This window comes from Candidatus Tisiphia endosymbiont of Ptychoptera albimana, from assembly GCF_964026605.1.
Classification (GTDB): Bacteria; Pseudomonadota; Alphaproteobacteria; order Rickettsiales; family Rickettsiaceae; genus Tisiphia.
Genome location: NZ_OZ032164.1, coordinates 122,034 through 135,612, shown reverse-complemented (window position 1 = coordinate 135,612; position 13,579 = coordinate 122,034). Strand labels below are relative to the sequence as shown.

The 13,579-nt window shown below is 33.1% G+C and carries 16 protein-coding genes; 9 read left to right on the top strand and 7 right to left on the bottom strand.

Going from position 1 to position 13,579, the window contains the following annotated elements; all coding sequences use genetic code 11:
- Positions 1-26 precede the first annotated feature (26 nt).
- Both acpP and fabF read left to right on the top strand, forming a co-directional pair.
- Positions 27-284 (top strand): acyl carrier protein, encoded by a 258-nt coding sequence (gene acpP, locus AAGD36_RS00730; RefSeq protein ID WP_341755507.1) that lies wholly within the window; start codon positions 27-29, stop codon positions 282-284.
- 9 nt (positions 285-293) lie between these two features.
- Positions 294-1,553, top strand: coding sequence for a beta-ketoacyl-ACP synthase II (fabF, locus tag AAGD36_RS00725; RefSeq protein ID WP_341755506.1), 1,260 nt, complete (start codon positions 294-296; stop codon positions 1,551-1,553).
- 88 nt (positions 1,554-1,641) lie between these two features.
- Here fabF and AAGD36_RS00720 read toward each other — a convergent pair whose 3' ends face one another.
- The 4 genes from AAGD36_RS00720 to rpmI all read right to left on the bottom strand — a co-directional run bounded on the left by AAGD36_RS00720 (position 1,642) and on the right by rpmI (position 2,888).
- Entirely contained in the window at positions 1,642-1,824 is a 183-nt protein-coding gene (locus AAGD36_RS00720) for a hypothetical protein (RefSeq protein ID WP_341751632.1), read from the bottom strand.
- A 24-nt stretch (positions 1,825-1,848) separates the two neighbouring features.
- A complete protein-coding gene (locus AAGD36_RS00715; protein WP_341751631.1) occupies positions 1,849-2,031 on the bottom strand; it encodes a hypothetical protein in 183 nt (60 codons plus the stop codon).
- Positions 2,032-2,300: 269 nt separating this feature from the next.
- Complete coding sequence (gene rplT, locus AAGD36_RS00710; RefSeq protein ID WP_341747957.1) at positions 2,301-2,657, bottom strand: 50S ribosomal protein L20; 357 nt, start codon at positions 2,655-2,657, stop codon at positions 2,301-2,303.
- Between the two features lie 27 nt (positions 2,658-2,684).
- The gene (rpmI, locus tag AAGD36_RS00705) at positions 2,685-2,888 is read right to left on the bottom strand and encodes a 50S ribosomal protein L35 (RefSeq protein WP_341747956.1); all 204 of its coding nucleotides are present in this window, start codon (positions 2,886-2,888) and stop codon (positions 2,685-2,687) included.
- Between the two features lie 443 nt (positions 2,889-3,331).
- On the opposite strand from rpmI, the gene AAGD36_RS00700 reads away from it, so the two are divergent.
- The 5 genes from AAGD36_RS00700 to AAGD36_RS00680 all read left to right on the top strand — a co-directional run bounded on the left by AAGD36_RS00700 (position 3,332) and on the right by AAGD36_RS00680 (position 8,773).
- Positions 3,332-4,573, top strand: coding sequence for an MFS transporter (locus AAGD36_RS00700; RefSeq protein WP_341755505.1), 1,242 nt, complete (start codon positions 3,332-3,334; stop codon positions 4,571-4,573).
- Between the two features lie 344 nt (positions 4,574-4,917).
- On the top strand, positions 4,918-5,418 hold the full coding sequence (hscB, locus tag AAGD36_RS00695) for a Fe-S protein assembly co-chaperone HscB (protein WP_341751630.1): 501 nt from the start codon (positions 4,918-4,920) through the stop codon (positions 5,416-5,418).
- Positions 5,409-7,340, top strand: a complete 1,932-nt coding sequence (hscA, locus tag AAGD36_RS00690) for a Fe-S protein assembly chaperone HscA (RefSeq protein WP_341755504.1) — start codon at positions 5,409-5,411, stop codon at positions 7,338-7,340. Before hscB ends, hscA begins: the two co-directional genes overlap by 10 nt.
- A 16-nt stretch (positions 7,341-7,356) precedes the next feature.
- Positions 7,357-7,689 (top strand): ferredoxin family 2Fe-2S iron-sulfur cluster binding protein, encoded by a 333-nt coding sequence (locus AAGD36_RS00685; protein ID WP_341747952.1) that lies wholly within the window; start codon positions 7,357-7,359, stop codon positions 7,687-7,689.
- A gap of 13 nt (positions 7,690-7,702) precedes the next feature.
- Complete coding sequence (locus AAGD36_RS00680) at positions 7,703-8,773, top strand: hypothetical protein (protein WP_341755503.1); 1,071 nt, start codon at positions 7,703-7,705, stop codon at positions 8,771-8,773.
- A gap of 59 nt (positions 8,774-8,832) precedes the next feature.
- Here AAGD36_RS00680 and AAGD36_RS00675 read toward each other — a convergent pair whose 3' ends face one another.
- The gene (locus AAGD36_RS00675; protein WP_341755502.1) at positions 8,833-9,093 is read right to left on the bottom strand and encodes a hypothetical protein; all 261 of its coding nucleotides are present in this window, start codon (positions 9,091-9,093) and stop codon (positions 8,833-8,835) included.
- A gap of 513 nt (positions 9,094-9,606) precedes the next feature.
- Here AAGD36_RS00675 and AAGD36_RS00670 point away from each other — a divergent pair.
- Together AAGD36_RS00670 and AAGD36_RS00665 are read left to right on the top strand one after the other, a co-directional pair.
- A complete protein-coding gene (locus AAGD36_RS00670; RefSeq protein WP_341755501.1) occupies positions 9,607-10,158 on the top strand; it encodes a hypothetical protein in 552 nt (183 codons plus the stop codon).
- Positions 10,159-10,174: 16 nt separating this feature from the next.
- Positions 10,175-10,927, top strand: a complete 753-nt coding sequence (locus AAGD36_RS00665; RefSeq protein ID WP_341755500.1) for a hypothetical protein — start codon at positions 10,175-10,177, stop codon at positions 10,925-10,927.
- A gap of 5 nt (positions 10,928-10,932) precedes the next feature.
- Here AAGD36_RS00665 and AAGD36_RS00660 read toward each other — a convergent pair whose 3' ends face one another.
- Entirely contained in the window at positions 10,933-11,997 is a 1,065-nt protein-coding gene (locus AAGD36_RS00660) for a hypothetical protein (protein ID WP_341755499.1), read from the bottom strand.
- Between the two features lie 71 nt (positions 11,998-12,068).
- A complete protein-coding gene (gene ffh / locus AAGD36_RS00655; RefSeq protein WP_341755498.1) occupies positions 12,069-13,421 on the bottom strand; it encodes a signal recognition particle protein in 1,353 nt (450 codons plus the stop codon).
- Positions 13,422-13,579: the final 158 nt, after the last annotated feature.

Genomic DNA, 13,579 nt, shown 5'->3' with positions numbered 1-13,579 from the left:
TTAAATTAAGTTATGAGGTTCTAATTATGGATGCAAGTGTTGCTCAGAATATCATCGAACAAGATGTTATTGAAATCGTTGCTAATACATTAAAAGTAAAAAAAGATTCAATTACCCTTGAATCTAGATTTGTTGAGGATCTTAAAGCCGATAGTTTAGATACAGTTGAATTAATGATGGCAATAGAAGCAAAGTATAAATGTGATATACCAGATGGAGATGCTAGTAAAATTTTAACTGTTTCTGATGTTGTACAGTACATAAATAAAAAAATAACTAATTAATAAATAATCATGTCGACTAGAAGAGTTGTTATAACCGGTATTGGGCTTATCACACCACTAGGAGTTGGTGTAAAGCCCTCTTGGGAAGGTATTATAAAGAGCCGCAGTGGCATCAAGTCAATCACAAAATTTGACACTTCTAACCTTGCCTGTAAAATAGCGGGTACAGTGGATCACTCAACAGATAATGGTTTTAACCCGGAAAAATTTATTGACCCTCGCAATGTCCATAAGATGGATTTATTTATCCAATATGGTATAGGAGCAGCTACTGAGGCAATCGAGGATAGCGGGTGGAAAGTAAAAGATGAATTATCGGGAGATAGAACCGGCTTAATACTTGGTTCAGGAATAGGTGGACTTGGGATGATCGAAGAAACATCCGTAAAGTTTCATAAAGAAAATAATGGCAAAGTTAGTCCATTTTTTATCCCCTCCTCATTAATTAATCTCTTTGCAGGTCATGTTTCCATTAAATACGGATTCACCGGACCAAACCAAGCTGTCGTTACAGCTTGTTCCACTGGCTCTCATGCTATAGGGGATGCTATGCGTATGATTCAATATGGTAATGTAGATGTTATGGTTGCTGGTGGGGCCGAAGCACCGGTTACTCCGGTCGGGGTGGCTGGATTCGTTGCTGCAAGAGCATTATCTACTAAATATAATTCTACGCCTGAACTTGCATCAAGACCATGGGATCAAGATCGTGATGGATTTGTAATGGGAGAAGGGGCAGGTGTTGTAGTACTTGAAGAATATGAGCATGCTTGTGCTAGAAACGCTAAGATTTACGCTGAAATTATTGGATATGGTTCTACTGGCGATGCTTATCATATGACCTCACCTCATCCCGATGGAAGAGGTGCTTATAGAGCTATGTTTTATGCTCTTAAAGATGCAAAAATTGATGCAAGTCTTATTGATTATATCAATGCCCACGGCACTTCTACCCAAGTTGGTGATGCTATAGAGTTAACGGCTGTTCAAAAATTATTTTTGGATGCTAACCCGAATGTTCTTATGTCGTCAACCAAATCATCTATTGGTCATTTGCTTGGAGCAGCTGGTAGCGTAGAATTAATATATTCAATTCTTGCTATGCGAGACCAAGTTGCTCCACCAACTCTAAATTTGCATAAACCGATAGCAGAAGCAAAAATAGATTTAGTTGCTTTAGAAGCTAGAAATACAAAAATTAGTTATGTACTTTCTAATTCATTCGGATTTGGAGGAACTAATGCAAGCTTAATTATTAAGAAAGTATAGGATTTACTTTTGGTTTGTATCATTTTCAAAAGTTGCAGTAGGAAGCTGGTATTTATGTTGGATAATTGTTGTAAGCTCTAAGGGGGATTCAGTAATTGGTAAATGTTTGTAACATAAAGTATGTTAATATATTTTCTAGTTGTTTTGTTCCACAACACATGCTAATACTTATAAAATTTTTAAAAGTTTCTTCTATTATCTTCTTAATCTTTTCTAGAGATTTTATACTAACAGTTTCTAAATTGTGAATTCTGTCAAATATTTTAACCATTATGATATCATATATCTTGTGCTGCTATAATAATTCCATGATTTCTGCCGAGCTAATCTTTCTGTCGCACTTACCCCTAGTTAGTTTTTCTATCTGATCAGCAATTAGATCACTAAAGATATAGGCAATCTTGCTTTTGGTCAGTTTAGTATCCTCAATGGTATCATGCAGTATAGCGGTTACAGTTAAATCGGTTCTAGATGGCAACCAAATAGTGGTTGAAATTAATTAAAATAGCCTGCGAATTCAGTATTATATATAGAAACAATCAGGTTTGAAGCAGCTGCCCACCTGATTGTTAAAATATAACACTCCATTCAATAGACCTCTTTCGAAACTCGCTTATGCACAAGGGTGTGAAGGAGACGCTTCACCTCGAACCGCAGCGTACTCTAATTCCGTTACGGATTCGAGTCTAATCCCAACGCCCAAATTACCAGCAAAAGTAGAATGATCCAAGAGGTTTAATAATAAGTCTATTGCAGATGAGTCTTTACCTGCACCACTATATCTGCAAAACCTTGTGGGTTGTTGACTGCCAATTCAGCTAGCACCTTGCGATCAATATCTATGGCAGCTTTTTTCAGTCCACCCATAAACTGCGAATATACTAAATCATGCTCACGTACTGCTGCATTAATTCTTTGTATCCAAAGCCCTCTAAAATCACGCTTACGATTTCTACGATCTCTATAAGCATATTGTAGAGCTTTTTCAACTTTTTCAATTGCTACCCTAAAGCAATTATTCGATCTCCCCCTATAACCTTTAGCAAGTTTGAGAATTTTTTTATGACGATTTTTTGAAACTTTTCCTGATTTTACTCGTGACATATCTCACCTATTTCCTTATTTAAATTATTAAATTCCATATGGAAGAAAGAATTTTTTCAAGTTCTTTGCATCTTGATCACAGAGAATTGTTGTTCCTCTAAGGTTACGAAGCTGAGATTTTGTACGACGTCGCATGAAGTGCTTTTTTCCAGCTTGAGTGGCACAGACTTTGCCAGTAGCAGTAAGCTTAAAGCGCTTTTTTACCGCTGATTTTGTTTTTAATTTAGGCATTATAATTCCTTTATTTGGTATTTTAAGATCAGTCTAGCAAAAACTAGGCATACCAAAGCCACGTTGCTAATAGACGTAAGTATAATGTTTTTAAGTATTATTGCAAGTCAATTTTGCAAATATTTTGGCTAGGATCGTTTATATATGTTATTTTTTTCTTGCATTTTACAGGAGGTTCATACATGAGGTTAGCATATTAACTATATGAAATTATTAAAAAAGCTGTATTACTAAATAAATATTTTGCTAAAAACATGATTTTAATCTTTTAAAATCATGTTTTTAGCTTTAGAAAGGTTTAAAATGCATTCGCGTTAGCCACTTTAAGAATGCATTTTTCCTTATATTAAAGCCAATTCAGGATAAGAATTAACTAATTATTATCCCGAATTGGGGTGTAATGTCTAGATAATTGTTTGAAAAGATGGATATCACTCCTGAATATGCTAACTAATCATACACGCTCTTATTTTATTTGTTTCTTCTTGCTTGGAATAGTTGCAGGGGTAAATTTTTCTTTAGTATCATTTACTATTCATTACCAATTATCACAGGCGGGATATTCAACTGATATTATTGGTGCAATGTTTCTAACATCTATTCCATATTGCTTAAAACCAATATGGGCACCATTTATTGATAAATATTCTATACCTGTTATATGTCAAAAATTTGGTCAACGCCGTGGATGGACATTAGTTACCCAAGCATGTTTATTAGTCACTACTAGCGGGTTTTTAATTATAGACCCCCCTGTTAACATAATTATTACCGCAATTTTAATTTTTATTATTTCCTGTTGTGCAGCAACTCAAGATGTTGTTTTAGACGCATACCGTATAGAACGGACTATAAAAAAAGAAGATCTCTCAATTGCTACAACTTTTAGCTCAACTGGTTTTCGCATAGGAATACTTATTAACAGTACAGGGGCATTATATTTATCTTGCCTCTTTAATTGGTACTTTGTATATCTATATATCTTTCTTATAACAATGGCTGCACCTATAATAACCTTATATATGCAAGAACCTGTTACAAAAAAAACTCAACACATCTCTACTGATTTAATTTCACCTGCACAATATTTTCAAGTTATTGGTGATAGCTTACTATTGTTAAAACGAAATCATCCAAACTGGATGTTCATTATACTGTTTGTCTTTCTATATAAAGCAAGCGACTCAATTCCTATGGCAATGAGTTCGCCAGTATTTATTGACTTGTCTTTTACCTCTCAAGAAATTGCTTCTATTTCAAAAGCATATGGATTCATGCTAATGATCTCTGGAGGAGTCATTAGCGGTATTTTAACTGCAAAAATAGGAATATCCCGAAGCATCCTAATATGTGGTAGTCTACAATTACTGTCACCCTTAATGTTTGTGTTTTTATCTATGGTAGGCCATGATATGCTTATATTTACTATAACAATTACTGTACAGAATTTTTGTTGCGGGCTTGGTAATACAGCGATTCTTATTTATTTTTCTAGTTTATGTAGTAGCGAATTGATAGCCACACAATACTCAATTATATCTTCTTTTGGCTCCTTCGTACGGATTATTTTATCCTTTTTATCTGGCATTTGTGCAAATTATATGGACTGGTCTCAACTTTTTCTATTGACTACGTTATTTAGCATGTTATTTGTACCAGCCTTTTTAAGGATACGTAAGATTTAATAGATTTGATACTTTACTATGCTATCTATATACGCGAATTCGGGATAAGAATTTGTCAATTCTTATCCCAAATTCGGTGAAATTATCGAAACAATCAGATTTGAGACGGCTCTGCATCTGATTGTTAAATTAATATTTTGCTAAAAACATGATTTTAATCTTTTAAAATCATGTTTTTAGCTTTAGAAAGGTTTAAAATGCATTCGTGCCAGCCGCTTCAAGAATGCATTTTTCTGATATTCTAGCCAGTTCTAGATTAAAATTAAAAATTTTAATCCAAAACTGAGGTTTCTAGTATATAATCACAGGGGCATGGTTTGATAATTGATCTACTAGAAGTGATTATGAGCAGTTATTTTGAGTTATTAGGTGTAGAAAGAAAATATAATATTGACTTAAATATATTGGATCGTCAATATTTTGCTATGCAATCAAAATATCATCCAGATAGAGTTAAAACTAACAATGCGAGGCAAGAAAATTTGGCTCTCTCTATTGATATAAATAAAGCTTATTCAATTCTTAAAGATGATTTAGCACGAGCTGAGTATCTTCTACTTTTAAACAATATAGTCTTGGATGAAATAACGGTTAGGCAAGGTATTTCAAAGGAACAATTAAATATTGTGTGGAGTGAATTAGAGCTTGTTGAAACTACTCAACAATTAACTAAGTTAGAGCATATGCTAAATAACAAAATCCTTGAAAAAGAAAAACTTATTGAATCTCTAACTACTGCATTTCAAGATCAAAATATGCAAAACGCTCTTGATATTACCATAAAATTTAAATACCTTAAAAATTTAATTAATAATATTCAACTAAAAATCAAGTCATGCAAATAATAGAAATTAGCGAAGCTGGCTCTTCTAACCAGCATGAACATGATAAGGATATAGCAGTTGGTATTGATTTTGGTACAACTAACTCATTGATTGCTTTATCAAATAAACAAATAATACAAATTATCATAGATGATCATGGCCAAGAACTTATACCATCAGTTATAGCATTCCATGGCAAAGACTTTATTGTTGGCAATGATAATATAATTGATAATTTTCGTTCTATTAAAAGACTTTTCGGTAAAAAATTATCTGATATACAAAATAATCCGGCACTTTTTGCCTTAGTGAAAGATTATATTGACTTAAACAGTCAAATATTACGAATAAAATTTGCTGAAAAACTGATGACCGTTCCAGAAGTTGCCGCACAAATATTCCTATATTTAAAGCAACAAGCTACTGAGAAATTAAATTCAGAAATCAAAAAAGCAGTAATAACTGTGCCAGCACATTTTAACGATGCCGCTAGAGGAGAAGTAATGCTGGCAGCAAAAATTGCTGGCTTTGAAGTACTAAGGTTAATTGCAGAGCCAACAGCAGCAGCTTATGCATATGGTCTAAATAAAAATATACCCGATATATTTCAAGAGTTGGCTAGGAGAGCAAGTGGCGAGCAAGCGGAGTGTAGTCAAACCTACATGAGCATGCGTAGTCCCGAAGCTCGACAACGCCAACACTTGAAAGATGAAGGGTATAGAGGGTGTTATTTAGTGTATGACTTAGGAGGCGGGACTTTTGATGTATCACTTCTCAATATGCAAACCGGTGTGCTTCAGGTTATTGCCACTGGTGGAGATAATATTTTAGGTGGTGATGATATTGACCACTTAGTGATGAGGCATTTTTGTGATAAATATAAATTACTAGAATCTAGCAAATTAATAAAATTAGCAAAAAAAGCTAAAGAAACACTTAGTGTACAAAATAAATGTAGTATTATATATGAAGAGAAGATATTAGAATTAAATATAGAGGATTTTGAACGATTAATATCACCATTAGTAGAACGTACAATAGATATTACCAAAGATACGCTAGAGCATGCAGGGAATCCTAATATTTCAGGTATCATCCTTGTTGGTGGTTCAACTCGCATACCCTTAATTAGTAGAAGTTTAGCAAAAACGTTTAATACTGTTATTTTCTCGGATATTAACCCAGATAAGGCAGTAGTATGGGGGGCAGCTCTGCAAGCAGAGAACCTAACTTCGGCAAATATTAATTCCTTATTAATTGATGTAGTGCCTTTGTCACTTGGTATCGAACTAAATGGTGGAATTACTGAAAAAATTATTCTGCGTAATAGTCCTATACCGATATCGGTTACTAAGGAGTTTACCAATTATGTAGATAACCAAACTTCTATGAAGTTGCATGTGGTACAGGGAGAAAGAGAAATGGTAGAAGATTGTCGGTCACTTGCAAGATTTGAACTAAAATTGCCACTAATGAAAGCAGGTGGAGTGAGGATAGAAGTAACATTTTCTATTGATGCAGATGGTATTTTGTCAGTATCAGCTCTAGAAAAAAATAGTAATATATCACATAACCTTGAAATAAAACCAAGTTATGGTTTAAATGAAAGTGAAATTACCGAGATTTTAGAAAATGCTTATCAAAATGCGGCTAGTGATCATAATAAGAAATTGTTGCAGGAAACAATTATTGATACAAAATCTTTGATTTATAATATAAAAAATGCTATTAGGGAGATGCCAAATCTTCTTGCAAAGAATGAAATGGAAAAAATTGATATGGCAATTAAAACTTTAGAAGAAGCAATAAACTCAAATGATCGTGATTACATTATAGAATGTAGCAAGAATTTTGAGAATATAACAGAGCATTTTCTTTCTGAAAGATTAAATAATGCTACTCTGAGCTTACTTAAAGGTAAGCATGTTGATGAAATAAACTAAAAAGGAATGATAATTAATGCCTAAAGTAATTTTTGTGGTAGATAAAGATGGTACAGAAAGAATAGTGGATGCCCCTATAGGACTGTCTATTTTGGAAATTGCTCATCAAAATGACATTGATCTTGAAGGTGCATGTGAAGGTTCACTAGCATGTGCCACTTGCCATGTTATTGTAGATGAGGAATTTTATCACAAATTAAAAAATCCTTCTGAAGCAGAAGAAGATATGCTTGACTTAGCGTTTGGTCTTACCCATACTTCAAGACTTGGTTGTCAGATTATTGTTAGTGAAGAACTTGACGGTATAAGGGTTCGCTTGCCATCTGCTACCCGTAATATTAACTTATAATTGAGTATATAGAGTGATACGTAAAATTTTGTTTTTTATTTGTTTAATTTACACCATAATATGGTTTGGCATTGCTTATACTATCAAAAGCAATATAGTAAATACTATAAAGAATTCAGAGACAGATAATACTAAAATATCTTATAACCAAATCAAAGTTTCTGGCTTTCCTATTCGCTTTCAAATTCATTTAGTCGAACCAAAAATGAAATTTATCGATCATGTTAATTCCAAAGAAATATCTACTGAGGAAATGACATTTTTGTTTGATTTTAGTTTTAAAAAAGCTAGATTGATTTTAGGAAAACAAGGAATAAAACAACAAGAGAATTTTGATGGTAAATTAGTAGAGTATAGTGTTCAGTCCAAGGAATATATTACAGCACTAGTTAAATTTAATAAACCTATATATAAATTATCCCATGGAGATAGTTTAAAATCTATCGTAAAGTTTCTGCAAGTTAACAATAAATTATTATCCTTCATTCAGGAAGATAAGGAAATTTTTAATATTGCTGATTTAGTTTTCCTAATCAATAAGGCAAAATCTCAGGACGGTGAAAATATAGCTCTACAATTACGTTTGTTGTACTCTGCGGGGGAAGATTTTCTTAATTTCAAAACAGCACAGCTTGATTTAGCCACACTGATCAATATTGCTACTAACCAAGGTAAAGATACAAATTCTATCAGAAATTTAAATATCGATCGTTTAGTTTTTTCTTGTGATGATAATGCCCAAGTAGATTTGGTAGGATTTTTACAATTTTTTGATAGTAAGTTACCAAAAGGTAAATTATCTTTTGAATTGACTAATTACCATGATATCATCGATAAATTGATTCCTAACAATTTGTTATTACCTAGAAAAATGGTCAAAACTATCATTGAGAAAGCTGTTGCTTCTTCTTCATTTGGAGTAGTTAAGACAGATGATAATGAATTAGCAACTTATGAAAAGGTGAAATTTGATATTGAGTTTTCTGATAATGGTATACATATAGGTTCAATTAATTTGCTTGAGTTTAAACTAGAGGATAGTAAAGTAGATGAGGCTATAGAAGAGAACAACACTGAAAGTTAACATGAGTTCAATATAACTTACCCCAGCATCCGTAATGGAAGTCAATAAGAAATAGTAACTTAACATAAATTTTCATTGCAAGAAGAATTATTTTTGACAATAGAGTGCATAAAAGCGAGTAATTTACGCATAACAGCAACAAGAGCAAATAACTCTTTTTTCTTATCTTGATCAATTTCAACCACTATTTGGTTGCCGTCTAATTTTAGGTTGATAAATTTATCTATCCGCCATTCTTCAGCAATTTTTTGAATATTACTTAAACCAGTTTTTGGCTTTGCTTTCTTATGCGTTGATACATATATATTACGTTCTTCCACCTTGCTAACTAGTTTTTCAACTCGGTTATTCCTATCAAACTCAACTTTTCGGGCTATAGAACCATTTTTTCTTAAAATATATCATTTATCGCAGAATTCTTGTAAACCTTACTCTCCTGCCTCTTCAAGCACTTCTCCTTCTCAAAGATAAGTTGCGGGTTAAGGAGTTTCGGCTCTCCTACAAATTCTGCAGAAGAGGGTTCTGTAAGAAGTCTATTGTTGCATGCAATTTAGAAGTACAACTTAGAAGTAGTTTTGTCATCAAAATAATGATAGTGTTGCGAACGGATTCTTTGTGGTAATTTTGTCGTCAAAATTTGCTTCCGTTTCTCACATACATCTGCGTACTGCTTGCGGTATTCAGCTACATTTTTCCTAAAAATTCCTCAAAAATTATTCAGTTTAATTGGCAACTGGAGATAGTAATTTATTGCATGTATCTTTGTACATTTAGTATAATCTTACTTTTAATTCATTCTTAAATTTTATTAGCAATATAAAAATAATAATTTTATGATTAAAAAACTTTTATATACTTTTTTGATTCTTATAATTGCTTCTACTCTTTCTAGTTGCGGTCGGAATCTTGTGGCAAATACATATACTAGTGATTCAACATTAAATATTGTATTGGAAGGAAAGCTTCTTGCCAAAAGGGATGTCAAAATCACGGAGGATGAAAGACTTAGTGATAATGCAATTGGTGGCCTAACTGGTGCTGTCGCTGGTGGGGCGGTTGCTGCTAGCGGAACTAATAACTCAGCTATAATTGTTGGTGGTGCTATTGTTGGAGGTGTTACTGGTGCAATAATACAATCTGCTTTGGGAACATCAAAAGGTACAGAATATATCGTACAGGTTAATAGATCGAATTTGAAAGACGATTATTACGAAGGTAGCAGACTTTTAAGAAATGCTATAGCAGCTGTACGTGCGACAGGTATTATCACCATTGTGCAGGCTAAAGAAGATAAAACCAATCCTGTGATAAATGAGGGGCAAGATGTTCTAGTTATTCTTTCTGAGAAGAGATCTAGACTCATTCCAGCTACATATAAAAATTAATAAAAATACATAGTTAATGGTCAGAATTTTCTTTATAATTTTACTGTTTTTTTCTACATCGGCTTGTACTAAGACGACTTTTGTTAGATCTGCACCTGATTATTCGCAATCACTAACTAAGTCCAAAATTGTTTTACTTTTACCACCAACAGTTGAAGTAAATCAAATTGATGCTTTTAACAAAAAAACGAGAGTTTATAGTTATGAGGATCGCCTTGAAGAAAATATTGTAGATACATTCATAACCAAAATGCAGGACAAAGGGTATAATATTAAACTTTTCTCTAGAACAGAAATTGGTACTAATAAACTGTCAAAATACGTCGTTGACATTAAGGATAATTTTGATGAGACTCTAAATATACTCTATGCTAGTGGAGCTTGGAAAGAGGATGCGGCATATTCTATTGATGAAAAGATTCCTTCTGCAGTTGATCTTGGTGGAAAAGCCGGAGCTGATTTACTAGTTGTAATGAATTTCTATGCGGAGAGTAAAACATCTGGTGCAATAACTAAGGATTTTTGTACAGAGATTTTGAAGGGATGTATAACTGGTAGAGTCAATTTAGACCCATCAGAATTTTCGCGAGTTAGATTAGCTATTCTTGATGTACCAATTGGTAGGGTACTATGGACACACTCGGTAGGACTGTCTAGTGATATGATTGACACCACTATTGCTAGTTTTTCTGATAGTGACAAAGTAGATAAGAAAAATCTTTCTAAGTTGTTTAATTCAGCACTTGCAGATCTTCCTGATGCGAAATAGGTTTGTTATACCTTCTTATATTCATCCACAGATGGCTGGTTGAATGGGTCGATTTTTAGGTGATTTGCAATTAGTATAGTACTCAACATTACGTGAATAATTTGATCTACAATTACCTGTTCATCGATATATACAAAATTCTCTAGCTTCACTGGTCGTTTAACTTGATCTAATGCATTATATATATTATTAGCATGAGCAGTTAGAGCTATTTCAATATCTGAGCTTGCTTTGTTAGTAATAACTTGATAAAATTTATCATCCGGACCTTCTAAATAAAGCTGCAATTGACTGTGTTGATCAAATGTTCCTTTTGCTATTATAGGAGTTATACCAAAACCATTCTTACCAAGCGACTCAGCTATAATCTGTTGTTGCCATCTACATAGACCATCTAATTGATAACAATAATTAAACATAACTAACATATGTCTATTTAAAGAATATTGATTAAGGTAATACTCCGCTATCTCACAAATATTAAATCCATCAAAAATAATATCTGATATTTTTTTTGAAGCAGCTAGTACGACTTTATGTACATCAACTCCTGCAACTGCGGTTGGGAGCAAAGATGCATTAGAAATTATACCAAATCTTCCACTACGAATGTTATCATGTTCTAGACAATTTGTACCAAAAGACTCTGCTAAATTACGTAATAAATTATTACTAAACGGTACTATTACATAAATATTTTGAGGGGGAACGTGTAAAACTTCTAAAACATACTTAGTTAATAAATAGGTTTCATTTGTGTTCCCAGACTTACTCAATGAGAAAAAGACTGCTTTACTTAAATCAACTAATGCCAGTTTTTCATCAATTTCCAACTGATCTAAACTATCAAGATATATTAGCCTTTTAGTAGCTACTGCCTTTATACTTAATAATGCTCTAACATTTAGAGAAGACGCACCAAAACCTATAACTACCACAATATCATATTTTAAAGCAAGCTGAGCTGCGAGATCCTTTATTGCATCTTGCTTAATCAGATCAAACCTTAAAAAATCATATTTATTGGCTTTAATCTGTAAAATAAGATCGTTATATACCTTGCTAAGCATTTAATCTCCAGTTACGCGAATTTGGGATAAGAATTAACAATTCTTATATCGAATTAAGGTCATTCAGGTTATCATAATTTCAATAAGTTGCCTATACCACTACGCATTAGGCTTTTGGGATTCATATTGCTTGCCTTTTTCATGAAACCACTTATTTGTTTAAATTGTTTCAATAGACTATTCACTTTTTGGACTGATGTTCCAGAGCCTTCAGCGATACGTTTTCGACGTGAGGCATTTAGCAAATCTGGGTTTTTTCGTTCTTTTTTAGTCATAGATAAAATTATTGCTTCTTGGTGGTCTATTAATTTGCCACTTAATTTCGATTGATCGACTTTATCGATAATTTTATTAATACCAGGCAACATACTCATCATACTACTGAATCCACCTAGTTTCTTTATACTCCTCATTTGCATTAGATAATCTTCCAAATCAAATTTACCTTTTTTAAGTTTAGCAGCCGCTCTTTCTGCCTCTTGATGGTCTATTATGCTTGCTGCTTTTTCAACGAAGGAGATGATATCTCCCATATCTAATATTCTTGAAGCTATGCGTTCTGAGTCAAACAATTCTAGATTTGTCAATTTCTCGCCAGTGCTTAAGAACTTAATAGGTTTCTTGGTAACATGTTTAATGCTTAGAGCCGCCCCACCTTTGGCATCGCCATCAATACGGGATAAAATCACGCCGGTAATCCCTAATTTTTGATCAAAATTGCTAGCTATAAGTACCGAATCTTGCCCCGTCATTGCGTCAACTACCAAAATTATCTCTTTTGGGTCTATTAAATTTTTTATATTTGATGCTTCTTTCATCATCTCATCATCGATTTGCAACCTACCTGCTGTATCATAAATAACGACGTCATAGGCAGATAATTTCGACTCGTGTAAAGCTCTTTTCGCAATATCTATAGGAGTATGGTTGGGGACAATAGTTAAACAATCTACCCCTATAGATTTACCAAGGATAGTTAATTGTTCCTGTGCAGCTGGTCGATAAATATCAAGAGAGACTAAAAGTACCTTTTTATTTTGATTTTTTAGCCTAAGTGCTAATTTGGCACTTGCTGTAGTTTTTCCACTACCTTGCAGACCAACCATTAAAATATTTACCGGCGGTTCAGATTTAAGCTGTAAACTACTTTCATCTAGAGACGAGGATAATATATTAATTAACTCATTATGGACAATCTTTACTATCATCTGCCCTGGAGCTACTGATTTTATGACTTCCTGCCCCGTAGCTTTTAATGTTACTTCAGCAATAAAATCCTTAACTACCGGTAGTGCAACATCTGCTTCAAGAAGGGCAATCCTAATATCACGCATAGTATCGTTTATTTGGGACTCCGATAAAGTACCACTTCTTTTGATACGATCAAAAATTTTCGTTAGATTTTGAGTTAATGTTTGAAACATAAAATGTAATAAATTACTTGAATTCACCGCATTGTAGCATATTTACTAATAATCACTAAGCATATTAGCAAAAAAAATAGTAATTAATTTGTGAAATAAAATTTTCGGATTCTATTGAGAACTAGTGATATTGTTACAATCAAGAATTTATTATTTCA